Origin of the sequence: Massilia rhizosphaerae, from assembly GCF_016093545.1 — a bacterium.
Classification (GTDB): Bacteria; Pseudomonadota; Gammaproteobacteria; order Burkholderiales; family Burkholderiaceae_D; genus Telluria; species Telluria rhizosphaerae.
Genome location: NZ_JADKYX010000009.1, coordinates 143,410 through 162,820, shown reverse-complemented (window position 1 = coordinate 162,820; position 19,411 = coordinate 143,410). Strand labels below are relative to the sequence as shown.

The following is a 19,411-nucleotide window of genomic DNA, read 5'->3' as shown; positions in this document are numbered from 1 at the left end:
ACACGCACGCGCGGCGGAGGCTGACCATGTGCGCCTCGGCCGTGCGGGCCAGTTGCTGCATCGTCTGCGGCACGGCGGCGCTGGAACGCATCGAGCACCTGCTGCTCAGCTTGTCCACCGCGTGCCCGCACCTGCTGGTGTACCTGGTCGACGATGCGCGGCAGCCGGGCCTGGCCGCGCTGGCCGGACGCTACGGCGCCCACTACCGCCCGCAGCCCGAGCGTCCAGGTCACGCGCTTGCCCATAACCGGGTCCTGCGCGAGGCCGCCGACGCCGGGAGCGCCCATCACCTGCTGCTGGGGCCCGACATCGGCTTGCCGCTCGACGCGGTGGCCCGGATGATCGCCTACCTGGAGCAGCATCCCGACGTCGGCCTGCTGGCGCCGCGCGTGCAGGGGATCGATGGGCGCCTGCAACCGCTGTGCAGCTTGCTGCCGGGACCGCTGGAAATGCTGCTGGGACGCTGCTTTCCGCTGCTGCACCGGTCCAGCGGCAGGCTGGCGCGCTACCAGTTGCACGCGAGCGGCTACAGCCGGGTGATGGAAGTGCCGGTGCCGCCCGCGTGCTGTCTGCTGATGCGGGTCGAGACCGTGCTGCGCGCCGGCATGTTCGACGAGCGCTTCCTGCTGCGTTTCGACACGGTGGACCTGGCGCGCCGCACCGCCCGCATCGCCCGCACGGTCTTCGTGCCGCACGTGACGGTGGTGCGTCATCCCGCGCGCGATGTCGCCCGCGTCGGCGCGGGCGGCTGGCGTCGGCGGGCGGCGTCGTGCTGGCGGCGGTATGTGTCGGCCTGGCGCTATTTCAATAAATGGGGCTGGCTGCGCGACGCGGAGCGCGACCGCATCAATGGCCGCGCGCTGCGCCAGCTCGGACCGGTGCGCAAGCGGCCGGATGACGTGCGCCCGGCCGGGACCGACGTGGCCGGGTAAGCGCGGCTCGCGAGGCCTGGCGAGCCTCAGTCTTGCCGGAGCGGCCGGCGCGCGTACCAGCCGAAGCCGAGGATCAGCAGGTAGCACAGCGCGGGCACGCCCAACGCGAGGCGCAGGCCGGCCGCGTCGGCGGCGTAGCCCGTGATCAGCGGTACGATGGCGCCGCCGACGATGGCCACGCAGATCAGGCCCGAGCCTTCGGCCGCGCGTTCGCCCAGGCCTTCCGAGGCCAGGGTGAAGATGGTGGGGAACATGATCGAATTGACGAGGCCGATGGCCAGCAGCGCCCAGCCCGACGTTGCACCGTGGGTGGTCGCGGCGGCGAGCAGCAGCAGGGCGGCGATGGCGCCGGCGCCGGCCAGCACCTTGCCGGGCGAGCAGATGCGCAGGACATAAGCGCCGAGGAAACGGCCGACCATGGCGCCGCCCCAATACAGCGGCACGTGCTTGCCGGCGGCTTCCGCGCCCAGGCCCAGCACGTCGTGCTGCATCAGGTAGTTGACGATCAGCGAGCCGACGGCCACTTCCGCGCCGACGTACAGGAAGATGCACAGGGTGCCGAACGCGAAGCGCGGTTGTTTCAGCAGGTCGAAGGCGCCCCACATGGTGCTTTCCGGATGGGGGTGTTCGACGAGCTTCTTGCGGTTCGTCCAGACGAGGAACGCGACGACGGCCAGCGCGACGGCCAGGCCGAGGTAGGTGTGCACCACGACCTGGCTCTCGGCGGCGCGGTAGGCGGCAAGGGCGTCGGCCGACAGCGTGGCCTGGTCGACGCGGGCCAGCGAGCCGAGGATCAGGATTGCGCCGACGTAGGGAAAGACGGTCGTGCCGAGGGAATTGAAGGCCTGGGCGAAGGTCAGGCGGCTGGAGGCCGTGGCGGGGGCGCCCAGCATCGAGATCAGCGGATTCGCCACGACCTGCACGATGGTGATGCCGGCCGCCAGCACGAACAGCGCCAGCAGGAAGGTGATGAACATGCCGGACGACGACGCGGGAATGAACAGCAGGCAGCCGGCCGTCATCGTGAGCAGGCCCACGACGGCCGTCCGCATGTAGCCGATGCGCTGCACGATGGCGGCGGCCGGCAGCGACACGATGAAGTAGGCGGCAAAGAACGCCGATTGCACGAGCATCGCCTGGGCGTACGACAGCGTGAACAAGTCCTTCAGTTTCGGGATGATGACGTCGTTCAGGCTCGTGATGCCGCCGAAGGTGAAGAACAGGGCGAACACGAACACGCGCAGGCTGGCGATGTTGGTGTTCCCGGCTTGGGCGTTGGCATTGGCAGAGGCGCCGCCCGGCTGGGCGGCACCGGCGGGTTGGCCGATTTGCATGAGGAATCCAGGTGAGTTGGACGATGCGCACGCCCAGGGCGCCGCAGGCGAGGTAGGAATATTACATCGCTTTTTCGGCCCATTGTGGCGTTTGTCGGGCCGTCACCAGAGTGAAATCGATCTCATGCGGGCCGAGGAGTTGGCCTCGGCGAAACTGTATTACATAGACAACGTCAAAACACCGAGCGGCTCAGAGCGGCTGCAGCGGAATGGTCCCCGAGGCCGGCGTCCCGCACGGCTCTTCGTCGAAGGCGATGTCGCCGGCCGGATTCGCGATGCCGTCGGCCTTCAGGTCCGTGAAGCCGAACATGTCGCGGTCCATCAGGTGGGACGGCACGACGGTCGACAGCGACGAGAAGATGTTTTCCACGCGGCCCGGGTATTTCCGTTCCCACTCGCGCAGCATGGCCTTGATCTGTTTTCTCTGCAGGTTTTCCTGCGAACCGCACAGGTCGCAGGGGATGATCGGGAATTGTTTCACTTCCGCATAGCGCTCGGTGTCCGCTTCCTTCACATAGGCCAACGGGCGGATCACGACGTGCTTGCCGTCGTCCGACACGAGCTTGGCCGGCATGCCCTTGATCTTCGCGCCGAAGAACATGTTCAGGAAGAAGGTTTCCAGGATATCGTCGCGGTGGTGGCCCAGGGCGATCTTCGTGCAACCGAGCTCGTCCGCCACGCGGTACAGGATGCCGCGCCGCAGCCTGGAACAGAGTGAGCACGTGGTCTTGCCTTCCGGGATCAGGCGCTTGACGATGCTGTAGGTGTCCTGGTTCTCGATATGGAACGGGATATCGAGCTTCGTCAGGTAGGCGGGCAGCACGTCGGCCGGGAAGTTCGGCTGTTTCTGGTCCAGGTTGACGGCGACGATGTCGAACCGGATCGGCGCGCGTTCGCGCAAGGTCATGAGGATGTCCAGCAGGGCATAGCTGTCCTTGCCGCCGGACAGGCAAACCATGATCTTGTCGCCGTCCTCGATCATGTTGAAATCGCCGATCGCCTGGCCGACGAGGCGGCACAGGCGCTTGTGCAGCTTGTTGTTCTCGTACGCCTGCTTTTCCGTCTTTTTATCGGCTGCGTCCGGCTCAGGACACGCCATCGTCACTTCGTTCATGCTTCATCCTTGATCTGGAACACTTCCACGCCGACGCCTTCGCAGTCGGGATACACGTCGGGCTTCATCGTCGACACGCGGGCCGCGCGCACGTTCGGGTGGGCCAGCATCGCCTTCACGACGTCGTCGCACAGGGTTTCCTGCAGGTGGACGTGGCCTTGCGCCATGCGCTTGGCGATGGTCTCGCGCATGAAGTCATAGTCGACCACTTCGTCCAGCTGGTCGTCCTTCGGGGTCGACAGGGCGAGCGGAATATACAGGTCGACATTGATCAGGACGCGTTGCTCGCCCTTTTTCTCGAACTCATGCACACCGATGTTGATCATGACTTCGTAATTGCGCAGGAACAGCCTGCGGCAATCGCGCAGCTGCGGGTAGAACAGGGCGGACAACATAGGAAACCTTCGATGTAAGGGGAGATAAAAATTATTCGGTCAAAAACATCACGTCGCGCGCCAGCGGCATCAGGTGCTGGCCGCCGTCGACGAGCAGGGTGGTGCCGGTCACGGCCTTCGCGTTTGCCGCATAGCACACGGCGTCGACGATGTCTTGCGGCGTGGATGAGCGGCCCAGCGGCGTGACCTGGTGCGCGCGCTCGAAACCGTCTTCGCTCTGGTCGCCGGACACGAGCGTGATGCCGGGCGCGACGCCGACGACGCGCAACTTCGGCGCCAGCGCCTGGGCCAGCAAGGTGGTGGCCGTCTGCAATGCCGCTTTTGACAACGTGTACGACAAAAAATCCGGGTTGAGATTGTACAGTTTCTGGTCGAGCAAGTTGATCACGACGGCCTGGCCACCGTCCGGCACCAGCGCGTGCAGTTCCTGCGCGAGCAGCAGTGGGGCGGCCACATTGCACTGCATGTGGGTGGCCAGCAGGGCCGGAGAAAACGCGTCCGGCTTGTCGTATTCGAACAACGACGCATTGTTGACGATGCAATCGAGCCCGCCCAGCAGGTGCACGGCCTGGCGCGGCAGGGCGCGCACGGCGGCATCAATCGCCAGGTCGGCATGCAGCGCGACGGCGCGCCGGCCCAGGGCGCGGATCGCGGCCACGACCTCGTCGGCCTCGTGCGCGGACTGGCGGTAGTGCACGGCGACGTCCCAGCCGGCCTCGGCCAGGCCGAGCGCGATGGCGCGCCCGAGGCGCCGGCCGGCGCCCGTGACCAGCGCCACCCGGGCGCGCCGGGCGTGCGGCGCCGCGGCGTCGTTGGCGGCGGGGCTGCGGCTCGTGGAAGACGGTTCGTCGTTGGTCGTGGTCTGTGTCATCGTGATGTCGTGCGGCGGCGCACCGGCGGCGCCGTTTGTTGGTCCTTGCCGATTCTCGCTACAATGGCCGGATGTCCTTACCTCTCCCCTCCGGCGACGCGCTGGCCGCGTCCCAAGCCCTGCAGCGCATGATCGCCGCCGAGATCGCCGACCAGGGCGGCGCCATCCCGTTCTCGCGTTTCATGGAGCTGGCGTTGTACGCGCCGAATCTCGGCTACTACAGCGGCGGCGCGGCCAAGCTGGGCCATGACGGCGATTTCACCACCTCGCCCGAGATCAGCCCGCTGTTCGGCGCCACGCTGGCGCGCGCGGCCGCCGCTATTATGGCCCAAAGTGGTCCCAACATCATCGAATTCGGCGCCGGCACGGGCAAATTGGCGCTCGACGTCCTGACGACGCTGGGCGAGCTGGGCGTGCGCGTCGACAGCTATACGATCATTGAGCTGTCGGGCGAGCTGCGCGCGCGCCAGCAGGAAGCGCTGAAGGCGTTCCCGCAGGTGCGCTGGGTGCACGATTTTCCCGATGCGTTCCGCGGCGTCGTCCTCGCCAACGAGGTGCTGGATGCGATGCCGGTCGAGCTCGTCCTGCGCGACGGCGGCCGCTGGCACCGCCAGATGGTGACGGTCGACGCCGGCCGCTTCGCGTTCGCATCAAGCGAGCCCGACGCGGCCTTGCTGGACCAGATCGCGCGCCAGGTCGAGAGCCACTGCGCCGACGCGCTGCAGGACGGCTACCTGACCGAAGTGCACCCCATCGGCTGCGGTTTCATGCGCTCGCTGGCGCACACGTTCAAGGGCGGCAAGGGCGCCGCGATCCTGATCGACTACGGCTTCCCCGCCCATGAATATTATTTCGACGAGCGCACGAGCGGCACGCTGATGTGTCATTACCGCCACCATGCGCATCCCGATCCGTTCTACCTGCCGGGTCTGCAGGACATCACGGCGCACGTCGATTTCACCGCGATGGCGCTGGCGGCCCACGATGCCGGGCTGGACGTGCTGGGCTATATGAGCCAGGCCGCGTTCCTGCTGGCGTCCGGCATCGGCGACCTGTTGCTCAAGACCGACCCGGAAGATGCGCTGCGCTACCTGCCGCAATCGAAGGCCGTGCAGAAGCTCGTGTCGCCCGCAGAAATGGGGGAATTGTTCAAGGTGCTCATCGTCGGCAGCGGCGTTGCGCTTGAACCCGCCGTCGAGCGCGCCGATCGCAGCCACAAGTTGTAATGCTGACATCTTGCGCGGTGGATACAAACCCGGCTATGCTGTACTGCCGCTCGTACGGCAGGCCGTCCCTTGCCTCTGCCGTTACTGAACGAATCGGCTAATATTGATGCAGCAGGATGCCCACGGCAGCAAGCGTGGGCGTCGTGCGTGGCGCCCATGCAACCTGACTCCCGACCATGGCCAAGATCCATACCCATTATGACAACCTGAAGGTGTCGCGCCACGCACCGCAGGAAGTCATTCGCGCGGCCTACAAGGCGCTGAGTCAGAAATACCACCCCGACAAGAACCCGGGCGACGAGCGCGCCGCCCGCATCATGGCCATCGTCAACACGGCCTACAACATCCTGTCCGATCCCGTGCGCCGCAAGGAACACGACGAGTGGATCGCGTCGGAAGAGTGGGAAGTGGAGTGGCTGGAAAGCTCGCACGGCGAGGATGGCCGCGAGCGGCCGCGCGGCGACCCGCACTGGGAACCGCGCCAGGTCGCCGCGCCGTCGCGCTGGCGCGTGCTGCGCGACCCGCGCTGGTGGGGCCTCATGCTGGCCGCCTTCGTGGGCGGCGGTGCATTGACCATCGTGCTGCTCGATCCGCCCAAGGGGTTGCCGGCCGCGCTCGTGTGGTCCGCCAAGGCGCAACCGGCCACCGTGGCAGCGGCGCCGGCGGCGTCCGCTTCGGCGTCGGCATCGGCATCGGCGCCGAACTCGCCGCCGGATCCGCTCGGCACCGACGTCAGCGCCGACGGCTGGGCGCGTCCGGCCGGGCAGGCCGATGCGCCGCCCGACATCAAGGCCCTCGCCGTGACCCAGCTGGTCGTGCCGACGCGCGCGCCCGATTGCGACACCGATCTGCAGGCCCAGGTGGCGCCGACGGGCGATCCGTGGCCCGCGCAGTCCGGCTACGTCGACGGTTACCCGCTCGGCAACCAGGGCGACGAGATGCAGGTGCTGGTCGACAACAGCAATAACCCGTCGCCCGTGCTGGTCAAGATCTACGACCTGGACCGCCGCTCCAACGTGCGCCACGCATACGTGCTGGGCCGCGCCAAGTTCCTGATCGACAAGCTGTCGGCGGGAAAATACGAAGTCCGCTACCAGAACATCATGATCGGCGGCGCCCATGCCGACTGCGTCAACGGCCATCGCGCGCCGCTGCGCCAGGCCGCGGCGCGCCAGCCCGGCGCCTGATCTTTCGCCCAACCGGCTCCCCGGTGACCAACAGTGTGGTTTTTTGCGACATTTCCGCCGGTCGGCTGCGGGTGAAATTCAAGAATTTTGTTCCCTGGACGTAATATACTCGGTAGGCCAACGGGCCTGTGCAGCCCATCTGCCCATCGCAGGCAACCACGGAAAACGGGGATATGAACGAACTCGACGGCCTCACCGCCCTGATCATCGAGCCGCATGCCGGCATGCGCTCGACGATCCACAACATGCTGAACATGTGCGGCCTGAGCAAGATCGACCACGTCGCCAGCTCGAACCAGGCCATCAAGCACCTCGGCCTGAAGCACTACGACCTGATCCTGTGCGAATACGCGCTGGAAGGCGGCCAGGACGGCCAGCAACTGCTCGAGGACGTGCGCCATCACAAGCTCATGCCGCTGTCGACCATGTTCTTCATGGTCACGGCCGAAGGCGATTACGGCAAGGTCGTCAGCGCCGCCGAACTGGGGCCCACCGACTACGTCCTGAAACCGTTCACGGCCGACCGCCTGCTCGAGCGCATCGCGCGCGGCCTGGAGCGGCGCAACGCGCTCCTGCCCGTGTACGAGCTGATGGCGTCGGGCAGCCAGCGCGAGGCGATCGCCGCCTGCGTCGACGGCGAAGCCCGCCATCCGCGCTACCTCGTCGACTTCATGCGCCTGCGCGCCGAGCTCCACATGTTCCTCGGCGAGCCGCACGAGGCCGAGCCGATCTACCGCAAGCTGGTCGAGACGAAGGCCATCGCCTGGGCGCGCCTGGGCCTGGCCAAGACCCTGTTCCTGCGCGAGCGCTTCGACGAAGCGCGCGACCTGCTCGAGGAGCTCGTCGACGGCAACAAGAATTTCGTCGACGCCTACGACTGGCTGGCGCGCACCCACGAGGCGATCGGCGCACTGGGCGACGCGCAGGCCGTGCTGGCGGAGGCGGTGGCCGTGTCGCCGCATGCGGTGCGCCGGCTGCGCAAGCTGGGCGAGACGGCGCTCGAAGCGGGCGACCACGATACGGCCGAAAAGGTTTTCAGGCAGGTCGTCAGCAAGGCCAGGTATTCCGAGTTCAAGGACCCGCAGGACCACGTGCTGCTCGTGCAGACCCTCGTGCGCAAGGGCGACCCCGTGCAGGCCGCGGCCGTCATCCGCGACCTGGACAAATCGATGGCTTTCCAGAAGCACGCGCCGCTGTGCAGCGCCATCGCGGCCAGCCTCGTGCACGAATACACGGGCAACGAGGCGCGCCTGGCCGAGTCGCTGACGACGGCCCTGGAGGCCAGCAAGGAAGCGCCCGAACTGCGCGCCGACATCAAGCTGGAACTGGCCCGCACCTGCATCGAGAACGGCATGGAAGAGGGCGCCGCCGAGATCGTGCGCGACGTGATGCGCAACGCCCAGAACGGCGCCGCGGTGGCGCGCGCGATGGCCGTGTTCGAGAACGCGGGCCAGGCCGAGACGGCGCAGAAACTGGCGCTGGAAAGCCGCCAGCAGGTCGTCGACCTCGTCGCGACGGGCGCCGCCAAGGCCAAGAGCGGCGACTACAAGGGCGCCGTCGTGCTGATGCAGGAAGCGGCGACCAAGCTGCCGGACAATCCGCAAGTCGTGTTCAACGCCGCGCTGGCCACCCTGAAATGCCTGGACCACGACGGCTGGGACGAGCGGCTCGGCCAGCAGGCCCTCGGCTACATCGCCGGCGTGCGCCGTCTCGATCCGGTCAATCCCAAGCTGCCGGCGCTGGCCGGGCTGCACCAGCAGATCCTCAAGAAATACGACAAGGGGCCGCGCCTGAAAACGGCGGGTTGACGAGCCATCATGACGACGCCGAACCGCAACCTCGATGCACCGCCGGACGGACGCCGCGTGCGCGCCGCGCTGCTGCAGAAAGTCGGCGGCGACGAGGACATGTTCGCGCTAGGCAGCGCCATCGCGCGCGTCGTGCAGATGGCCACGTCGGACGACAAGGGCACGCACGATCTCGCGCACTTCGTGCTGTCCGACGTCGCGCTCACCCAGCGCATCCTGCGCCTGGCGAACACGGTCCGCTACCGCACCGCGGCCGGCACGGCCGTCACGACGGTGTCGCGCGCGATCTCCCTGCTGGGCTTCGACAACGTGCGCACGGTCGCGCTGGCGATGCTGCTCGTCGACGCGCTGGCCAACAGCGAGCATGCGTACAGCGTGCGCGTGGAACTGGAAGCGTCGCTGTGCGCGAGCATCGTCGGACGCGAGATGGCGCGCCACAGCTTTTACCAGGGCGCGGAGGAAGCGTCGATCGGCGCGCTGTTCAAGAATCTCGGCGCGCTGCTGGTGGCGTCGCACGAGCACGAGCGCTACCTCGAGATCCAGGCCCTCGTCGCGACCGCCGAGCACACGCTCCCGCAGGCGGCGCAGATGATCCTCGGCAGCAGCTTCGAGGCGCTGTCCGAAGCCGTGCTGAGCGAGTGGAAGATCCCGGACGTGATCATGCGCGCCCAGCGCCCGCTGGACCCGGGCACGCTGAAACTGGCCGCCAACCGCGGCGAATGGATGCGCCAGGTGGCGTCGTTCGGCCTGGACGTCGCGCGCCTGATGGGCAAGACCGCCACGCCGTCCGACACGCCGGAAGCGCAGGCGCTGCTGGCGCGCTACGGCGCCGCGCTGAACATCGGCGCGGCCGAACTGGACGAGCTGTTCGAAGCGGTCGCGTTCGAGATGACGAGCCTCCTGCAGAGCATGAACCTGCAGCCGATGCCGCGCCGCGCGCCGGAGGGCGGCAAGGGCGGCCTGCCCAACGTGCTGGTGCTGGCGACGCTGGGCGGGGGCGCGGAAGAAGAGCAGGGCACCTACCCCAGCGGCAAGCCGAAGAATGCGCGCGACCTGCTGCTGGCCGGCGTGCAGGACGTCACCCAGATGCGGGCCTCGGGCCGGCACAGGGTCAACGACGTGGTGCTGGCCGTGCTGGAGACGCTGTACACGGCGCTGGGCTTCCGCTTCGCGACGGTCGTGCTGAAGGACGTGCGCGCCGGCCAGTACCGGGCCCGCGTCGCGTTCGGGCTCACGCAGGCGCGCGTGCAGGAAGGCTTCACGTTTCCGCTGACGGCCGCCGGCGACAAGGGCGCGCGCGACGTGTTTTACCTGGCGATGGAAAACGACGCCGACCTGATGATCTCGGACGCACGCGGCGCCAAGATCCGCGACCTGCTGCCGGCCTGGCACAAGGCGCTGCTGCCGGATGCGCAGAGCTTCATCGTGCTGCCGCTGGTGGTGGGCAAGGTGCAACTGGGCCTGTTCTACGCCGACCGCACGTCGACCGCGCCGGAAGGTGTGCCGCCGGACGAGACGGCCCTCATCAAGGCGCTCAAGGGCCAGGTACTGGCTGCGCTTGCGCCCTGACGAAGTCGCGGAATTCGCGCGCCGGCATCGGCCGCCCGAACAGGAAGCCCTGCGCCTCGTCGCTGCGGCGGTCGCGCAGGAAGTTCCATTGCGCCCGCGTCTCCACGCCTTCCGCGATCACCCCCAGCCCGAGCGCGTGGGCCAGGCCGATGGTCGCGTCGACGATGGCGGCGTCGTTCGGATTCGTCTCGATGTCGCGCACGAAGCCGCGGTCGATCTTGATGCGGTCGATCGCGAACAGCTTGAGATAGGCCAGCGACGAGTAGCCCGTGCCGAAGTCGTCGATCGCCAGCTTGAAGCCGCGCGCGCGTAGCTGCAGCAGGAGGTTGCGCGTGTTTTCCGGGTCGCGCATGGCGGCCGTCTCCGTGATCTCCAGTTCCATCCGCGCCGGGTCGATCGCATGCTCGTCGAGCAGGCGGTCCAGGCGCGACAGCAGCGCGCCGCCGCTGAACTGGCGTGCCGACAGGTTCACGGCCAGGCGCAGCTGGTCCATGCCGTCCTGGCGCCACTCGGCCAGGAGGGCCATGGCGCGCGCCAGCACCCAGTCCCCGAGCGGCAGGATCAGGCCCGATTCCTCGGCGATGGGGATGAAGCGGCCGGGATCGACGTTGCCCAGCTCCGGATCGTGCCAGCGCAGCAGCACCTCGGCGCCGATCACGCGTCCCGTCTCGAGTTCGACCTGGGCCTGCAGGTGCACGTCGAAGCCGCCGTTTTCCAGCGTCGTCCACATGCGGTTCTCCAGCATCAGGTGCTCGTGCGTGGCCGCATTCAAGGCGGGCGAGAAGAACTGGAAATTGCCGCGGCCCTCGCGCTTGGCCGCGTACATCGCCATGTCCGCGTGGCGCAGCAGGGTGTCCGGGTCGGTGCCGTCGTCGGGGAACAGCGCCACGCCCACGCTGGCGCCGCTGTGCGCCGTCGTGCCGGCCAGGCGGTAGGGCTGCTGCAGCGATTCCACGAGGCGGACCGCCACCGCGCTGACGCTGTCCGGCGACAGCGGGCCGCCCAGCACGATGATGAATTCGTCGCCGCCGAGGCGGGCGAGGGTGTCGACGTCGCGCAGCAGGTCTTTCATGCGCAGGGCCGCGCCCGTCAACAGATCGTCGCCCGCCTGGTGGCCGAGCGAGTCGTTGATCTTCTTGAAATGGTCGAGGTCGATGAACAGCACGGCCAGCGGCTGCCCGGCGCGGCGTGCCTGCGCCAGCTGCTGCTCCAGGCGCATGCCGAGCGCGTGGCGGTTTTCCAGGCCCGTCAGCGGGTCGTGGTGGGCCAGGTGGTGGATGCGCGCCTGGGCGCGCTGCTGCTCCGTCAGGTCGCGCAGGATGCACACATACAGGCGTTCGCCCGCGAGGTCGACGATCGAGACCGACACGGCCAGCGGCAGCGGCTCGCCGCGCGCATTCAGGCCGTCCAGCTGGCGGTCGTCGGACGGGCTCCCGGCCAGGTTCGCCAGCAAATCCGGGCCGTTCTCGCCGCCGTGTCCCGGCACCAGCGCCGTGAACGCAAGGCCGGGCAGCTGGGCCGGCGGGTAGCCGAACAGGGCCGCCGTGGCGTGGTTGGCGGCTTGCACGAGGCCGTCCGCGCCGACGGTGACGATGGCGTCGGCGGCATTGTCGAGGATGGCCTGCAGGCGCGCCGTGCGGTCCGCCACCTGGGCCTCGATCTGGGCGCGCTCGCCGCTGACGATCAGCATCAGTGCGCCCAGCAGCGCGGCCAGCAGCAGGCCCGTCGTGATCACGATCCAGCTGGCCACGCCCCGCTCGCCTTCCAAGTAGGCGGCCGTCGGCGAAAAACGCAGCTGCAGGACGCGGCCGCCGAAGGCCAGGCGGACGGTGTAGTCGCCGTTCACCGCGTGGCGGCCGGGATTGCCCGCCAGCGCGCGCGGCGCGGCGCCCGGCGTGACGTCGGCCAGGCTGATGTCGAAGCCGGGAAAGCGTGCCCGGCGTACCGCCTGCTGGATGAACACGGGCACATTCAGGAACAATCCCAGCATGCCCCGCGGCGGCTGGTCGGGCGGCCCGACGGCGCGGAACAGGGCGATGCCGGACGTGCCCGTCAACACCAGCGTGATCGGCCCGCTGGCCACGGCGGTCGTGCCGGCCAGGGCGCGCGCGGCGGCGTCGGCGCGTCCCGGCGCCGCGAGGTAGTCCAGGCCGCGGATGGCCTGGTTGGTCGGCGGCCATGTGTACAGCAGGGGCAGGTAGCGCGCCCGGACGCCGGCGGGGTGCAGCCGGTTGCCCGGGCCCAGGTCGCGCACGCCGGGGAAGTCCGGGTCGACGTTGGCGCGGACCCAGGTCTCGAAGGTCGCGCGTTCGGCGCCCGTGATCGGTATCATCCAGTCGATGCCGGCGATTTCCGGCCGATCGCCGGCGTAGCCGCTGGTCGTGAGCAGGAAGCGGTGGCGATCCATGAACCGGTCTTCCGAGCCCAGGGCGCGCGCGAACGTGCCGACGAAGCGCTCGTGCTCGCGCAGCTCGGCCTGCAGCTCGTCGCCGACCTGCTGTGCCTTCAGGCGGTATGTCTGCAGGTATTGCTGGTGCTCCCAGCGCACGGTCTGCTCGTAGGCGACGATGACGACGCCGGCCGCCAGCAGCAGCGGCAGGGCGACGAGGCGCGCGCGCCGGCGCCACAGCCCGCGCGGCTGGCCGCATGCGATCCACACGAGCGGCGCGGCCAGCAGGACGCCGACGATGTCGCTGGCCCACCAGTTGATCCAGGTGGGCGCCCGCTCGGCCGTCGTCAGTATCCCCAGGCGGTACAGGGCGGCCACGTTGGCGGTCGGATTGATCAGGCAGAACACGGGCGCCAGCGCCAGGAAGCGGGCGACGTCGCGCGCCGTGTCGAGCGCGGGGTCGACGACGCGGCGGAACCATTGCGCGCCGAGCCAGGCCTGCGCCAGCGAGCCCAGCGTGGCGACGGCCGTCGCGGCGACGGCGGTCAGGACGGGCGTGCCGGCCGCGATCCAGCCGTCGGCCATATGCGACAGCGCGGCGCCGACGGCGATGCCGGGGAGGGCGCGCCGGCCCAGCACGACGGTCAATGCGAACCCGACGCCGGCCGGCAGAAAGACGGGGGTGGCATATCCGGCCGGCAGGTCCAGCACGTTACTGAGCAGGCCGGTGCCCAAGTAGACGGCAACGGTCGCCAGGTTGGCCAGCCACAGGCCCGGCCCGTGCCATTCTTGACTCCCGCTGCGGTTCAGGTCCATGGGAAAGGCCCTCTGACGTAAATACATTGTAGCGCAAACGTCCCTGCGGATCGGCTGAGATTGTTTATTGCAAACAGCCCTTGCGGACTTGAACTTCGGCCGCTACAATCACGCCCCGAAGCAACGACACTGTTTGAGTTTGATCAGTTCGAGCAAAAACAGTTGACGAAGTTTTTATCTTGCTTCATACTCTGCGGTTCTTCGCGGGTGGGGTGGCCGAGTGGTTAAAGGCAGCAGACTGTAAATCTGCCCTCTCTGAGTACGCTGGTTCGAATCCAGCCCCCACCACCAAAAGGCGTTGATCGTGTTGTGAATCGAAAAGTTTGTGCCTCGCGGGTGTAGCTCAATGGTAGAGCTGAAGCCTTCCAAGCTTATGACGAGGGTTCGATTCCCTTCACCCGCTCCAGTTTCAAATCAGCCCTTGTAGCTCAGTGGTAGAGCACTCCCTTGGTAAGGGAGAGGCCACGTGTTCAATCCACGTCAAGGGCACCAGAATTTAAACGGCTGTCGGCTGTTTCGACCGTCAGGTGTGCCTGGTAATTTTCAATATCGTTAGGATCTTAGGAGTCTAGAATGGCAAAGGAAAAATTCGAACGGACCAAGCCGCACGTGAACGTCGGCACCATCGGTCACGTTGACCACGGCAAAACCACCCTGACGGCTGCAATCGCGACCGTTCTGTCGAAGAAATTCGGCGGCGAAGCCAAGGCGTACGACCAGATCGACGCGGCTCCGGAAGAAAAAGCGCGCGGCATCACGATCAACACCGCGCACGTCGAGTACGAGACGGCCAACCGTCACTACGCACACGTCGACTGCCCGGGTCACGCCGACTACATCAAGAACATGATCACCGGTGCCGCCCAGATGGACGGCGCGATCCTGGTGTGCTCCGCCGCTGACGGCCCGATGCCGCAGACCCGCGAACACATCCTGCTGGCTCGCCAGGTGGGTGTTCCGTACATCATCGTGTTCCTGAACAAGTGCGACCTGGTCGACGACGCAGAGCTGCTGGAACTGGTCGAAATGGAAGTGCGCGAACTGCTGTCGAAGTACGAGTTCCCGGGCGACGACCTGCCGATCATCAAGGGTTCGGCACGTATGGCGCTGGAAGGCCAGCCGGGCGAAATGGGCGAAGATTGCATCATCCGCCTGGCTGAAGCCCTGGACACCTACATCCCGACGCCGGAGCGCGCTGTGGACGGTACGTTCCTGATGCCGGTGGAAGACGTGTTCTCGATCTCGGGCCGCGGCACCGTGGTGACCGGCCGTGTCGAGCGCGGTGTGATCAAGGTCGGCGAAGAGATCGAAATCGTCGGCATCACCGACACCGTCAAGACCACCTGCACCGGCGTGGAAATGTTCCGCAAGCTGCTGGATCAAGGTCAAGCTGGCGACAACGTCGGCCTGCTGCTGCGCGGTACCAAGCGTGAAGACGTCCAGCGTGGCCAGGTCCTGGCCAAGCCGGGTTCGATCAAGCCGCACACCGACTTCACGGGCGAAGTGTACGTCCTGTCGAAGGACGAAGGCGGCCGTCACACCCCGTTCTTCAACAACTACCGTCCGCAGTTCTACTTCCGTACGACTGACGTGACCGGTTCGATCGTGCTGCCGGCCGACAAAGAAATGGTCATGCCGGGCGACAACGTGTCGATCACCGTCAAGCTGATCGCTCCGATCGCGATGGAAGAAGGTCTGCGCTTCGCAATCCGCGAAGGCGGCCGTACCGTCGGCGCCGGCGTGGTTGCCAAGATCATCGCCTAATTAGCGGGATCCAGTAGTACCTCCGGGCGGAACGATTCTGTTCCGCCCAACAATAGAGTGTTGCGCGACATACCCAAGTAGCGTATAATGCTCGATTCAACTAGAAGTTTTTGTAGGGGCGTAGCTCAATTGGCAGAGCGTCGGTCTCCAAAACCGAAGGTTGGGGGTTCGATGCCCTCCGCCCCTGCCACCGAATTCGGTGCCAGGCACCCGAAAGTAAATTAAGTATGTCTAATCAATCCGTGCAAACCGTCGGCACCGCGAACGACAAGTTCAAGGTCGCGCTGGCAGTGGTTGCTACGATTGCAGGCGTGGTCGGCTTTTTCATTCTGAAAGGCCAGAACAAACCAGCCCTGATGTGCGCAGGCGCACTCGTGGCTGGTTTGGCTATTGCCGTCCTGCTGTTGTGGACTTCCACCACCGGTCGCGATTTCCTGGGCTTCGCGAAGGAATCCGTACGTGAAACGAAGAAGGTTGTTTGGCCCACCCGCAAGGAGGCGACCCAGATCACCGCTGTGGTGTTCGGGTTCGTGCTGGTGATGGCAATTTTCCTGTGGGGCACGGATAAGATTCTGGAATTTCTGATGTACGACGTGATCCTGGGGTGGAAACAATAATGAGCGAAAACGTGCAGCAAGATAACGTGCCGGGCGATGCCCCGGCACAAGACGCTGGTGCGGCGCCGCTGAGTACTCCGGTCAGCAACAAGCGTTGGTACGTTGTGCATGTCTATTCGGGCATGGAAAAGAGCGTCATGCGCGGCTTGACCGATCGCATCGAACGTGCCGGCATGCAGGAACAATTCGGCCAGATCCTGGTTCCGACCGAAGAAGTGGTCGAAGTCAAGAATGGCAGCAAATCGGTGTCCGAGCGCCGCTTCTTCCCGGGTTATGTGCTGGTCGAGATGGAAATGACCGACGAGACCTGGCACCTCGTGAAGAACACGCCGAAAGTCACCGGCTTCATCGGCGGCAAGAGCAACAAGCCGACCCCGATTCCGGCGCGCGAGATCGACAAGATCATGCAGCAGGTCCAGGAAGGTGTCGAGAAACCGCGGCCCAAAGTGCTGTACGAAGTGGGCGAGCAGGTGCGCATCAAGGAAGGCCCGTTCACCGACTTCAACGGCTCTGTCGAGGAAGTCAACTACGAAAAATCGAAGGTGCGGGTGTCTGTCACCATCTTCGGCCGCGCGACTCCGGTGGAACTGGAGTTCGGGCAGGTAGAGAAAGTCTAAAACGCCGAATCGGAGCGTCGCAGCAGCAAGGCGGAATCCGGTAAGAGGAGCTCCGCCAGATAAAGAGTGGTACTGGTGGAGCGCTACCACTCAATCGACATAGGAGCCAATCATGGCAAAGAAAATCGTCGGTTTTATCAAGCTGCAAGTGCCGGCTGGTAAAGCAAACCCGTCCCCCCCGATCGGCCCGGCCCTCGGCCAGCGCGGTCTGAACATCATGGAATTCTGCAAGGCCTTCAATGCCAAGACCCAAGGCATGGAGCCGGGCATGCCGATTCCGGTCGTGATCACCGCCTTCGCGGACAAGTCCTTCACCTTCGAGATGAAGACCCCGCCGGCAACGTACCTGATCAAGAAGTTCTCGGGCGTCACCAAAGGTTCGGCCAAGCCGCACACCGACAAGGTCGGCACGCTGACCCGTGCCCAAGCTGAAGAAATCGCAAAAATCAAGCAGCCGGACCTGACCGCCGCCGACATGGACGCCGCTGTGCGCGTTGTGGCCGGCTCGGCACGTTCGATGGGCATCACGGTGGAGGGTATCTAAATGGCTAAGCTGTCCAAGCGCGTCAAAGAAATGAAAGCCAAAGTGGACCGTAACAAGGTCTACGCTTTCGACAACGCCGTGTCGATCGTCAAGGAATTCGCAACCGCCAAGTTCAACGAGTCGATCGACGTCGCCGTTCAGCTGGGCGTGGATCCGAAGAAATCGGACCAGGTCGTCCGCGGCTCCGTCGTGCTGCCGGCCGGTACGGGCAAGACCGTCCGCGTCGCCGTCTTCGCACAGGGCGACAAGGCCGAGCAGGCTAAAGCCGCCGGCGCCGACATCGTCGGCATGGAAGACCTGGCAGAGCGCGTCAAGGCCGGCGACATGCCGTTCGACATCGTGATCGCTTCGCCGGACACCATGCGTATCGTCGGTACCCTGGGTCAGATCCTGGGCCCGCGCGGCCTGATGCCGAACCCGAAGGTCGGCACCGTGACCCCGGACGTGGCTGGCGCCGTCAAGAACGCCAAGGCCGGTCAGGTCCAGTACCGCACCGACAAGGCCGGTATCGTCCACGCCACCATCGGCCGCAAGTCGTTTACCGACGAACAGCTGAAGACCAACCTGGTTGCGCTGATCGACGCCCTGAACAAAGCCAAGCCGGCTACGTCGAAGGGTATCTACCTGCGCAAGGTCGCGATTTCGTCGACCATGGGCGCCGGCGTGCGTGTCGATCACGCTACCCTGGCTGCTTAATGGATGTAAACGTTCGGTGGGCACGGGGTGCCCACCCTACGTCGATGCAGGAAATGTAGGGTGGGCACCCCGTGCCCACCATGCAAAGCCTGGCAAGAATTAAGTCCCTGCAAAACACCGCAGGGCGGATCTTTGGGCTGGCGGACTGAACCCCGCCAGGCAATCAAAGACCGTTGGGCCGAATGCCGTGGTTGGGCAGGAGGTTAATACATCACCCAACGCAGATGGCGAACCCGAACAAGTTTTGTAGTCGATGCTTTGTCGTACTTCTTAACTTCGGACGCCGTGTTCGAACCGATGCGGGGGACGTCCCTCACATCATTTAAGGAGATTGACCGTGGGTCTTAATCTGAATGACAAAAAGGTCGTCGTCGAAGAAGTGAGCGCAAAAGTAGCTACCGCGCAAACCATCGTCGTCGCCGAGTACCGTGGCATCCAGGTTAGTGCTCTGACGAAACTCCGTGCAAATGCTCGTTCGCAGGGCGTGTACCTGCGTGTTCTGAAGAACACGCTGGCGCGTCGCGCTGTGGAAGGCACCCAGTTCGCACCGCTGGCTGACTCGATGGTCGGTCCGTTGATCTACTCGATCTCGGACGACGCCGTCGCAGCAGCCAAGGTGCTCAGCGACTTCTCGAAGACCAACGACAAACTGGTGGTCAAGGGCGGTAACTACGCTGGCAAGAACCTGGATGTCGCCGGCGTCAACGCGCTGGCAAGCATCCCGAGCCGTGAAGTCCTCATCGCCCAGCTGCTGGGCGTCATGCAGGCTCCGGTGTCCGGCTTTGCACGAGTTCTGGCTGCAATCGCAGCACAAAAAGGCGAAGGTTCCGCAGCTCCGGCAGAAGCCGCAGCAGCAGAATAAGCAAGCCTTTTTGCTCAAGCACTAATCACACATTACATATTTGGAGTTTCAAATGGCAATTAGCAAAGAAGAGTTCCTGGACGCAGTTGGCGCAATGTCGGTCATGGAACTGAACGACCTGGTCAAGGCATTCGAAGAGAAGTTCGGCGTGTCGGCAGCTGCAATGGCAGCTCCGGCAGCTGGCGGCGCCGCCGCTGGTGCACCGGCTGCTGAAGAGCAGACCGAATTCAACGTCGTGCTGGCTGAAGTCGGCGCGAACAAGGTCGGCGTCATCAAGGCCGTCCGCGAAATCACCGGTCTGGGCCTGAAAGAAGCCAAGGACCTGGTCGATGGCGCACCGAAGACCGTCAAGGAAGCCCTGCCGAAAGCTGACGCTGAAGCCGCCAAGAAGAAGCTGGAAGAAGCTGGCGCCAAGGCCGAGCTCAAGTAATACATATGCAAAGGGCGCTGGAATCAGCGCCCCGCGCCGGAGTCAAAGCGCGCAGACCCCCGCCGGAAGGTGGGGTATGCGGCTTTGGCTCTTTTGTCGTCGCTACGACAGAACGTGCAGTACCCTGTTTTTAGAAGCACCGCAGCACAGCATTATCGTAACACAGCAGCACCGGTTCCTAATCACCCGGCCGAATGCGGCGAGATTTGAGGCCTTGCATGTGGTGGCTTAACCACTGGC

17 protein-coding genes and 4 tRNA genes are annotated in these 19,411 nt (G+C 65.7%); 16 read left to right on the top strand and 5 right to left on the bottom strand.

Features of this window, described 5'->3' with window-relative positions; translation table 11 throughout:
* The first annotated feature begins 26 nt into the window (after positions 1-26).
* Entirely contained in the window at positions 27-932 is a 906-nt protein-coding gene (locus ISF28_RS15305) for a glycosyltransferase family protein (protein ID WP_198118027.1), read from the top strand.
* A gap of 26 nt (positions 933-958) precedes the next feature.
* On the opposite strand, the gene ISF28_RS15300 is transcribed toward ISF28_RS15305, so the two are convergent.
* The 4 genes from ISF28_RS15300 to ISF28_RS15285 all read right to left on the bottom strand — a co-directional run bounded on the left by ISF28_RS15300 (position 959) and on the right by ISF28_RS15285 (position 4,646).
* Positions 959-2,266, bottom strand: coding sequence for a sugar MFS transporter (locus tag ISF28_RS15300; RefSeq protein WP_198118026.1), 1,308 nt, complete (start codon positions 2,264-2,266; stop codon positions 959-961).
* A 190-nt stretch (positions 2,267-2,456) separates the two neighbouring features.
* On the bottom strand, positions 2,457-3,380 hold the full coding sequence (gene ttcA, locus ISF28_RS15295; protein ID WP_198118025.1) for a tRNA 2-thiocytidine(32) synthetase TtcA: 924 nt from the start codon (positions 3,378-3,380) through the stop codon (positions 2,457-2,459).
* On the bottom strand, positions 3,377-3,775 hold the full coding sequence (locus ISF28_RS15290; protein WP_198118024.1) for a dihydroneopterin aldolase: 399 nt from the start codon (positions 3,773-3,775) through the stop codon (positions 3,377-3,379). The genes ttcA and ISF28_RS15290 overlap by 4 nt, the downstream gene beginning before the upstream one ends.
* 31 nt (positions 3,776-3,806) lie before the next feature.
* Complete coding sequence (locus ISF28_RS15285; RefSeq protein ID WP_198118023.1) at positions 3,807-4,646, bottom strand: SDR family oxidoreductase; 840 nt, start codon at positions 4,644-4,646, stop codon at positions 3,807-3,809.
* Positions 4,647-4,717: 71 nt separating this feature from the next.
* Here ISF28_RS15285 and ISF28_RS15280 point away from each other — a divergent pair, with 71 nt between their 5' ends.
* The 4 genes from ISF28_RS15280 to ISF28_RS15265 all read left to right on the top strand — a co-directional run bounded on the left by ISF28_RS15280 (position 4,718) and on the right by ISF28_RS15265 (position 10,436).
* Positions 4,718-5,872 carry a class I SAM-dependent methyltransferase gene (locus ISF28_RS15280; protein WP_198118022.1) on the top strand — a complete coding sequence of 385 codons (1,155 nt, stop codon included), beginning with the start codon at positions 4,718-4,720 and terminating at the stop codon, positions 5,870-5,872.
* Between the two features lie 176 nt (positions 5,873-6,048).
* Positions 6,049-7,059 (top strand): J domain-containing protein, encoded by a 1,011-nt coding sequence (locus ISF28_RS15275; RefSeq protein WP_198118021.1) that lies wholly within the window; start codon positions 6,049-6,051, stop codon positions 7,057-7,059.
* Between the two features lie 173 nt (positions 7,060-7,232).
* Positions 7,233-8,867: a tetratricopeptide repeat-containing response regulator gene (locus tag ISF28_RS15270; RefSeq protein WP_198118020.1), complete on the top strand. Its 1,635-nt coding sequence runs from the start codon at positions 7,233-7,235 to the stop codon at positions 8,865-8,867.
* Positions 8,868-8,876: 9 nt separating this feature from the next.
* Positions 8,877-10,436, top strand: a complete 1,560-nt coding sequence (locus tag ISF28_RS15265) for an HDOD domain-containing protein (RefSeq protein WP_198118019.1) — start codon at positions 8,877-8,879, stop codon at positions 10,434-10,436.
* Here the strand turns inward: ISF28_RS15265 and ISF28_RS15260 are convergent.
* Positions 10,402-13,641: an EAL domain-containing protein gene (locus tag ISF28_RS15260; protein WP_198118018.1), complete on the bottom strand. Its 3,240-nt coding sequence runs from the start codon at positions 13,639-13,641 to the stop codon at positions 10,402-10,404. The two genes, ISF28_RS15265 and ISF28_RS15260, sit on opposite strands and share 35 nt — an antisense overlap.
* A gap of 206 nt (positions 13,642-13,847) precedes the next feature.
* Between ISF28_RS15260 and ISF28_RS15255 the strand changes: the two genes are divergently transcribed.
* From ISF28_RS15255 to rplL, 11 genes are all read left to right on the top strand, one after another.
* A tRNA-Tyr gene (locus tag ISF28_RS15255) sits at positions 13,848-13,932 on the top strand.
* Between the two features lie 41 nt (positions 13,933-13,973).
* Positions 13,974-14,047 (top strand) — tRNA-Gly (locus ISF28_RS15250).
* Between the two features lie 11 nt (positions 14,048-14,058).
* Positions 14,059-14,133 (top strand) — tRNA-Thr (locus ISF28_RS15245).
* 81 nt (positions 14,134-14,214) lie between these two features.
* Positions 14,215-15,405 carry an elongation factor Tu gene (gene tuf, locus ISF28_RS15240; protein WP_198117954.1) on the top strand — a complete coding sequence of 397 codons (1,191 nt, stop codon included), beginning with the start codon at positions 14,215-14,217 and terminating at the stop codon, positions 15,403-15,405.
* A gap of 114 nt (positions 15,406-15,519) precedes the next feature.
* Positions 15,520-15,595: transfer RNA gene (locus ISF28_RS15235), tRNA-Trp, on the top strand.
* Between the two features lie 37 nt (positions 15,596-15,632).
* Positions 15,633-16,022, top strand: a complete 390-nt coding sequence (secE, locus tag ISF28_RS15230) for a preprotein translocase subunit SecE (protein WP_198118017.1) — start codon at positions 15,633-15,635, stop codon at positions 16,020-16,022.
* The gene (nusG, locus tag ISF28_RS15225; protein ID WP_229519105.1) at positions 16,022-16,639 is read left to right on the top strand and encodes a transcription termination/antitermination protein NusG; all 618 of its coding nucleotides are present in this window, start codon (positions 16,022-16,024) and stop codon (positions 16,637-16,639) included. The genes secE and nusG overlap by 1 nt, the downstream gene beginning before the upstream one ends.
* Before the next feature lie 112 nt (positions 16,640-16,751).
* Positions 16,752-17,183, top strand: coding sequence for a 50S ribosomal protein L11 (rplK, locus tag ISF28_RS15220; RefSeq protein ID WP_198118016.1), 432 nt, complete (start codon positions 16,752-16,754; stop codon positions 17,181-17,183).
* Complete coding sequence (rplA, locus tag ISF28_RS15215; RefSeq protein WP_198118015.1) at positions 17,184-17,879, top strand: 50S ribosomal protein L1; 696 nt, start codon at positions 17,184-17,186, stop codon at positions 17,877-17,879.
* Positions 17,880-18,216: 337 nt separating this feature from the next.
* On the top strand, positions 18,217-18,741 hold the full coding sequence (gene rplJ, locus ISF28_RS15210) for a 50S ribosomal protein L10 (protein ID WP_198118014.1): 525 nt from the start codon (positions 18,217-18,219) through the stop codon (positions 18,739-18,741).
* Between the two features lie 52 nt (positions 18,742-18,793).
* Positions 18,794-19,171, top strand: coding sequence for a 50S ribosomal protein L7/L12 (rplL, locus tag ISF28_RS15205; protein WP_135190423.1), 378 nt, complete (start codon positions 18,794-18,796; stop codon positions 19,169-19,171).
* The last annotated feature ends 240 nt before the right edge of the window (positions 19,172-19,411 follow it).

Bases quoted from the DNA above. Each gene is read 5' to 3' on its own strand.
- ISF28_RS15265 (WP_198118019.1), top strand. From the start codon at position 8,877: ATGACGACGCCGAACCGCAACCTCGATGCACCGCCGGACGGACGCCGC.
- ISF28_RS15290 (WP_198118024.1), bottom strand. From the start codon at position 3,775: ATGTTGTCCGCCCTGTTCTACCCGCAGCTGCGCGATTGCCGCAGGCTG.
- ISF28_RS15305 (WP_198118027.1), top strand. From the start codon at position 27: ATGTGCGCCTCGGCCGTGCGGGCCAGTTGCTGCATCGTCTGCGGCACG.
- rplL (WP_135190423.1), top strand. From the start codon at position 18,794: ATGGCAATTAGCAAAGAAGAGTTCCTGGACGCAGTTGGCGCAATGTCG.
- ttcA (WP_198118025.1), bottom strand. From the start codon at position 3,380: ATGAACGAAGTGACGATGGCGTGTCCTGAGCCGGACGCAGCCGATAAA.
- tuf (WP_198117954.1), top strand. From the start codon at position 14,215: ATGGCAAAGGAAAAATTCGAACGGACCAAGCCGCACGTGAACGTCGGC.
- ISF28_RS15275 (WP_198118021.1), top strand. From the start codon at position 6,049: ATGGCCAAGATCCATACCCATTATGACAACCTGAAGGTGTCGCGCCAC.
- ISF28_RS15300 (WP_198118026.1), bottom strand. From the start codon at position 2,266: ATGCAAATCGGCCAACCCGCCGGTGCCGCCCAGCCGGGCGGCGCCTCT.
- ISF28_RS15260 (WP_198118018.1), bottom strand. From the start codon at position 13,641: ATGGACCTGAACCGCAGCGGGAGTCAAGAATGGCACGGGCCGGGCCTG.
- ISF28_RS15280 (WP_198118022.1), top strand. From the start codon at position 4,718: ATGTCCTTACCTCTCCCCTCCGGCGACGCGCTGGCCGCGTCCCAAGCC.
- rplK (WP_198118016.1), top strand. From the start codon at position 16,752: ATGGCAAAGAAAATCGTCGGTTTTATCAAGCTGCAAGTGCCGGCTGGT.
- ISF28_RS15285 (WP_198118023.1), bottom strand. From the start codon at position 4,646: ATGACACAGACCACGACCAACGACGAACCGTCTTCCACGAGCCGCAGC.
- secE (WP_198118017.1), top strand. From the start codon at position 15,633: ATGTCTAATCAATCCGTGCAAACCGTCGGCACCGCGAACGACAAGTTC.
- ISF28_RS15270 (WP_198118020.1), top strand. From the start codon at position 7,233: ATGAACGAACTCGACGGCCTCACCGCCCTGATCATCGAGCCGCATGCC.
- nusG (WP_229519105.1), top strand. From the start codon at position 16,022: ATGAGCGAAAACGTGCAGCAAGATAACGTGCCGGGCGATGCCCCGGCA.
- rplA (WP_198118015.1), top strand. From the start codon at position 17,184: ATGGCTAAGCTGTCCAAGCGCGTCAAAGAAATGAAAGCCAAAGTGGAC.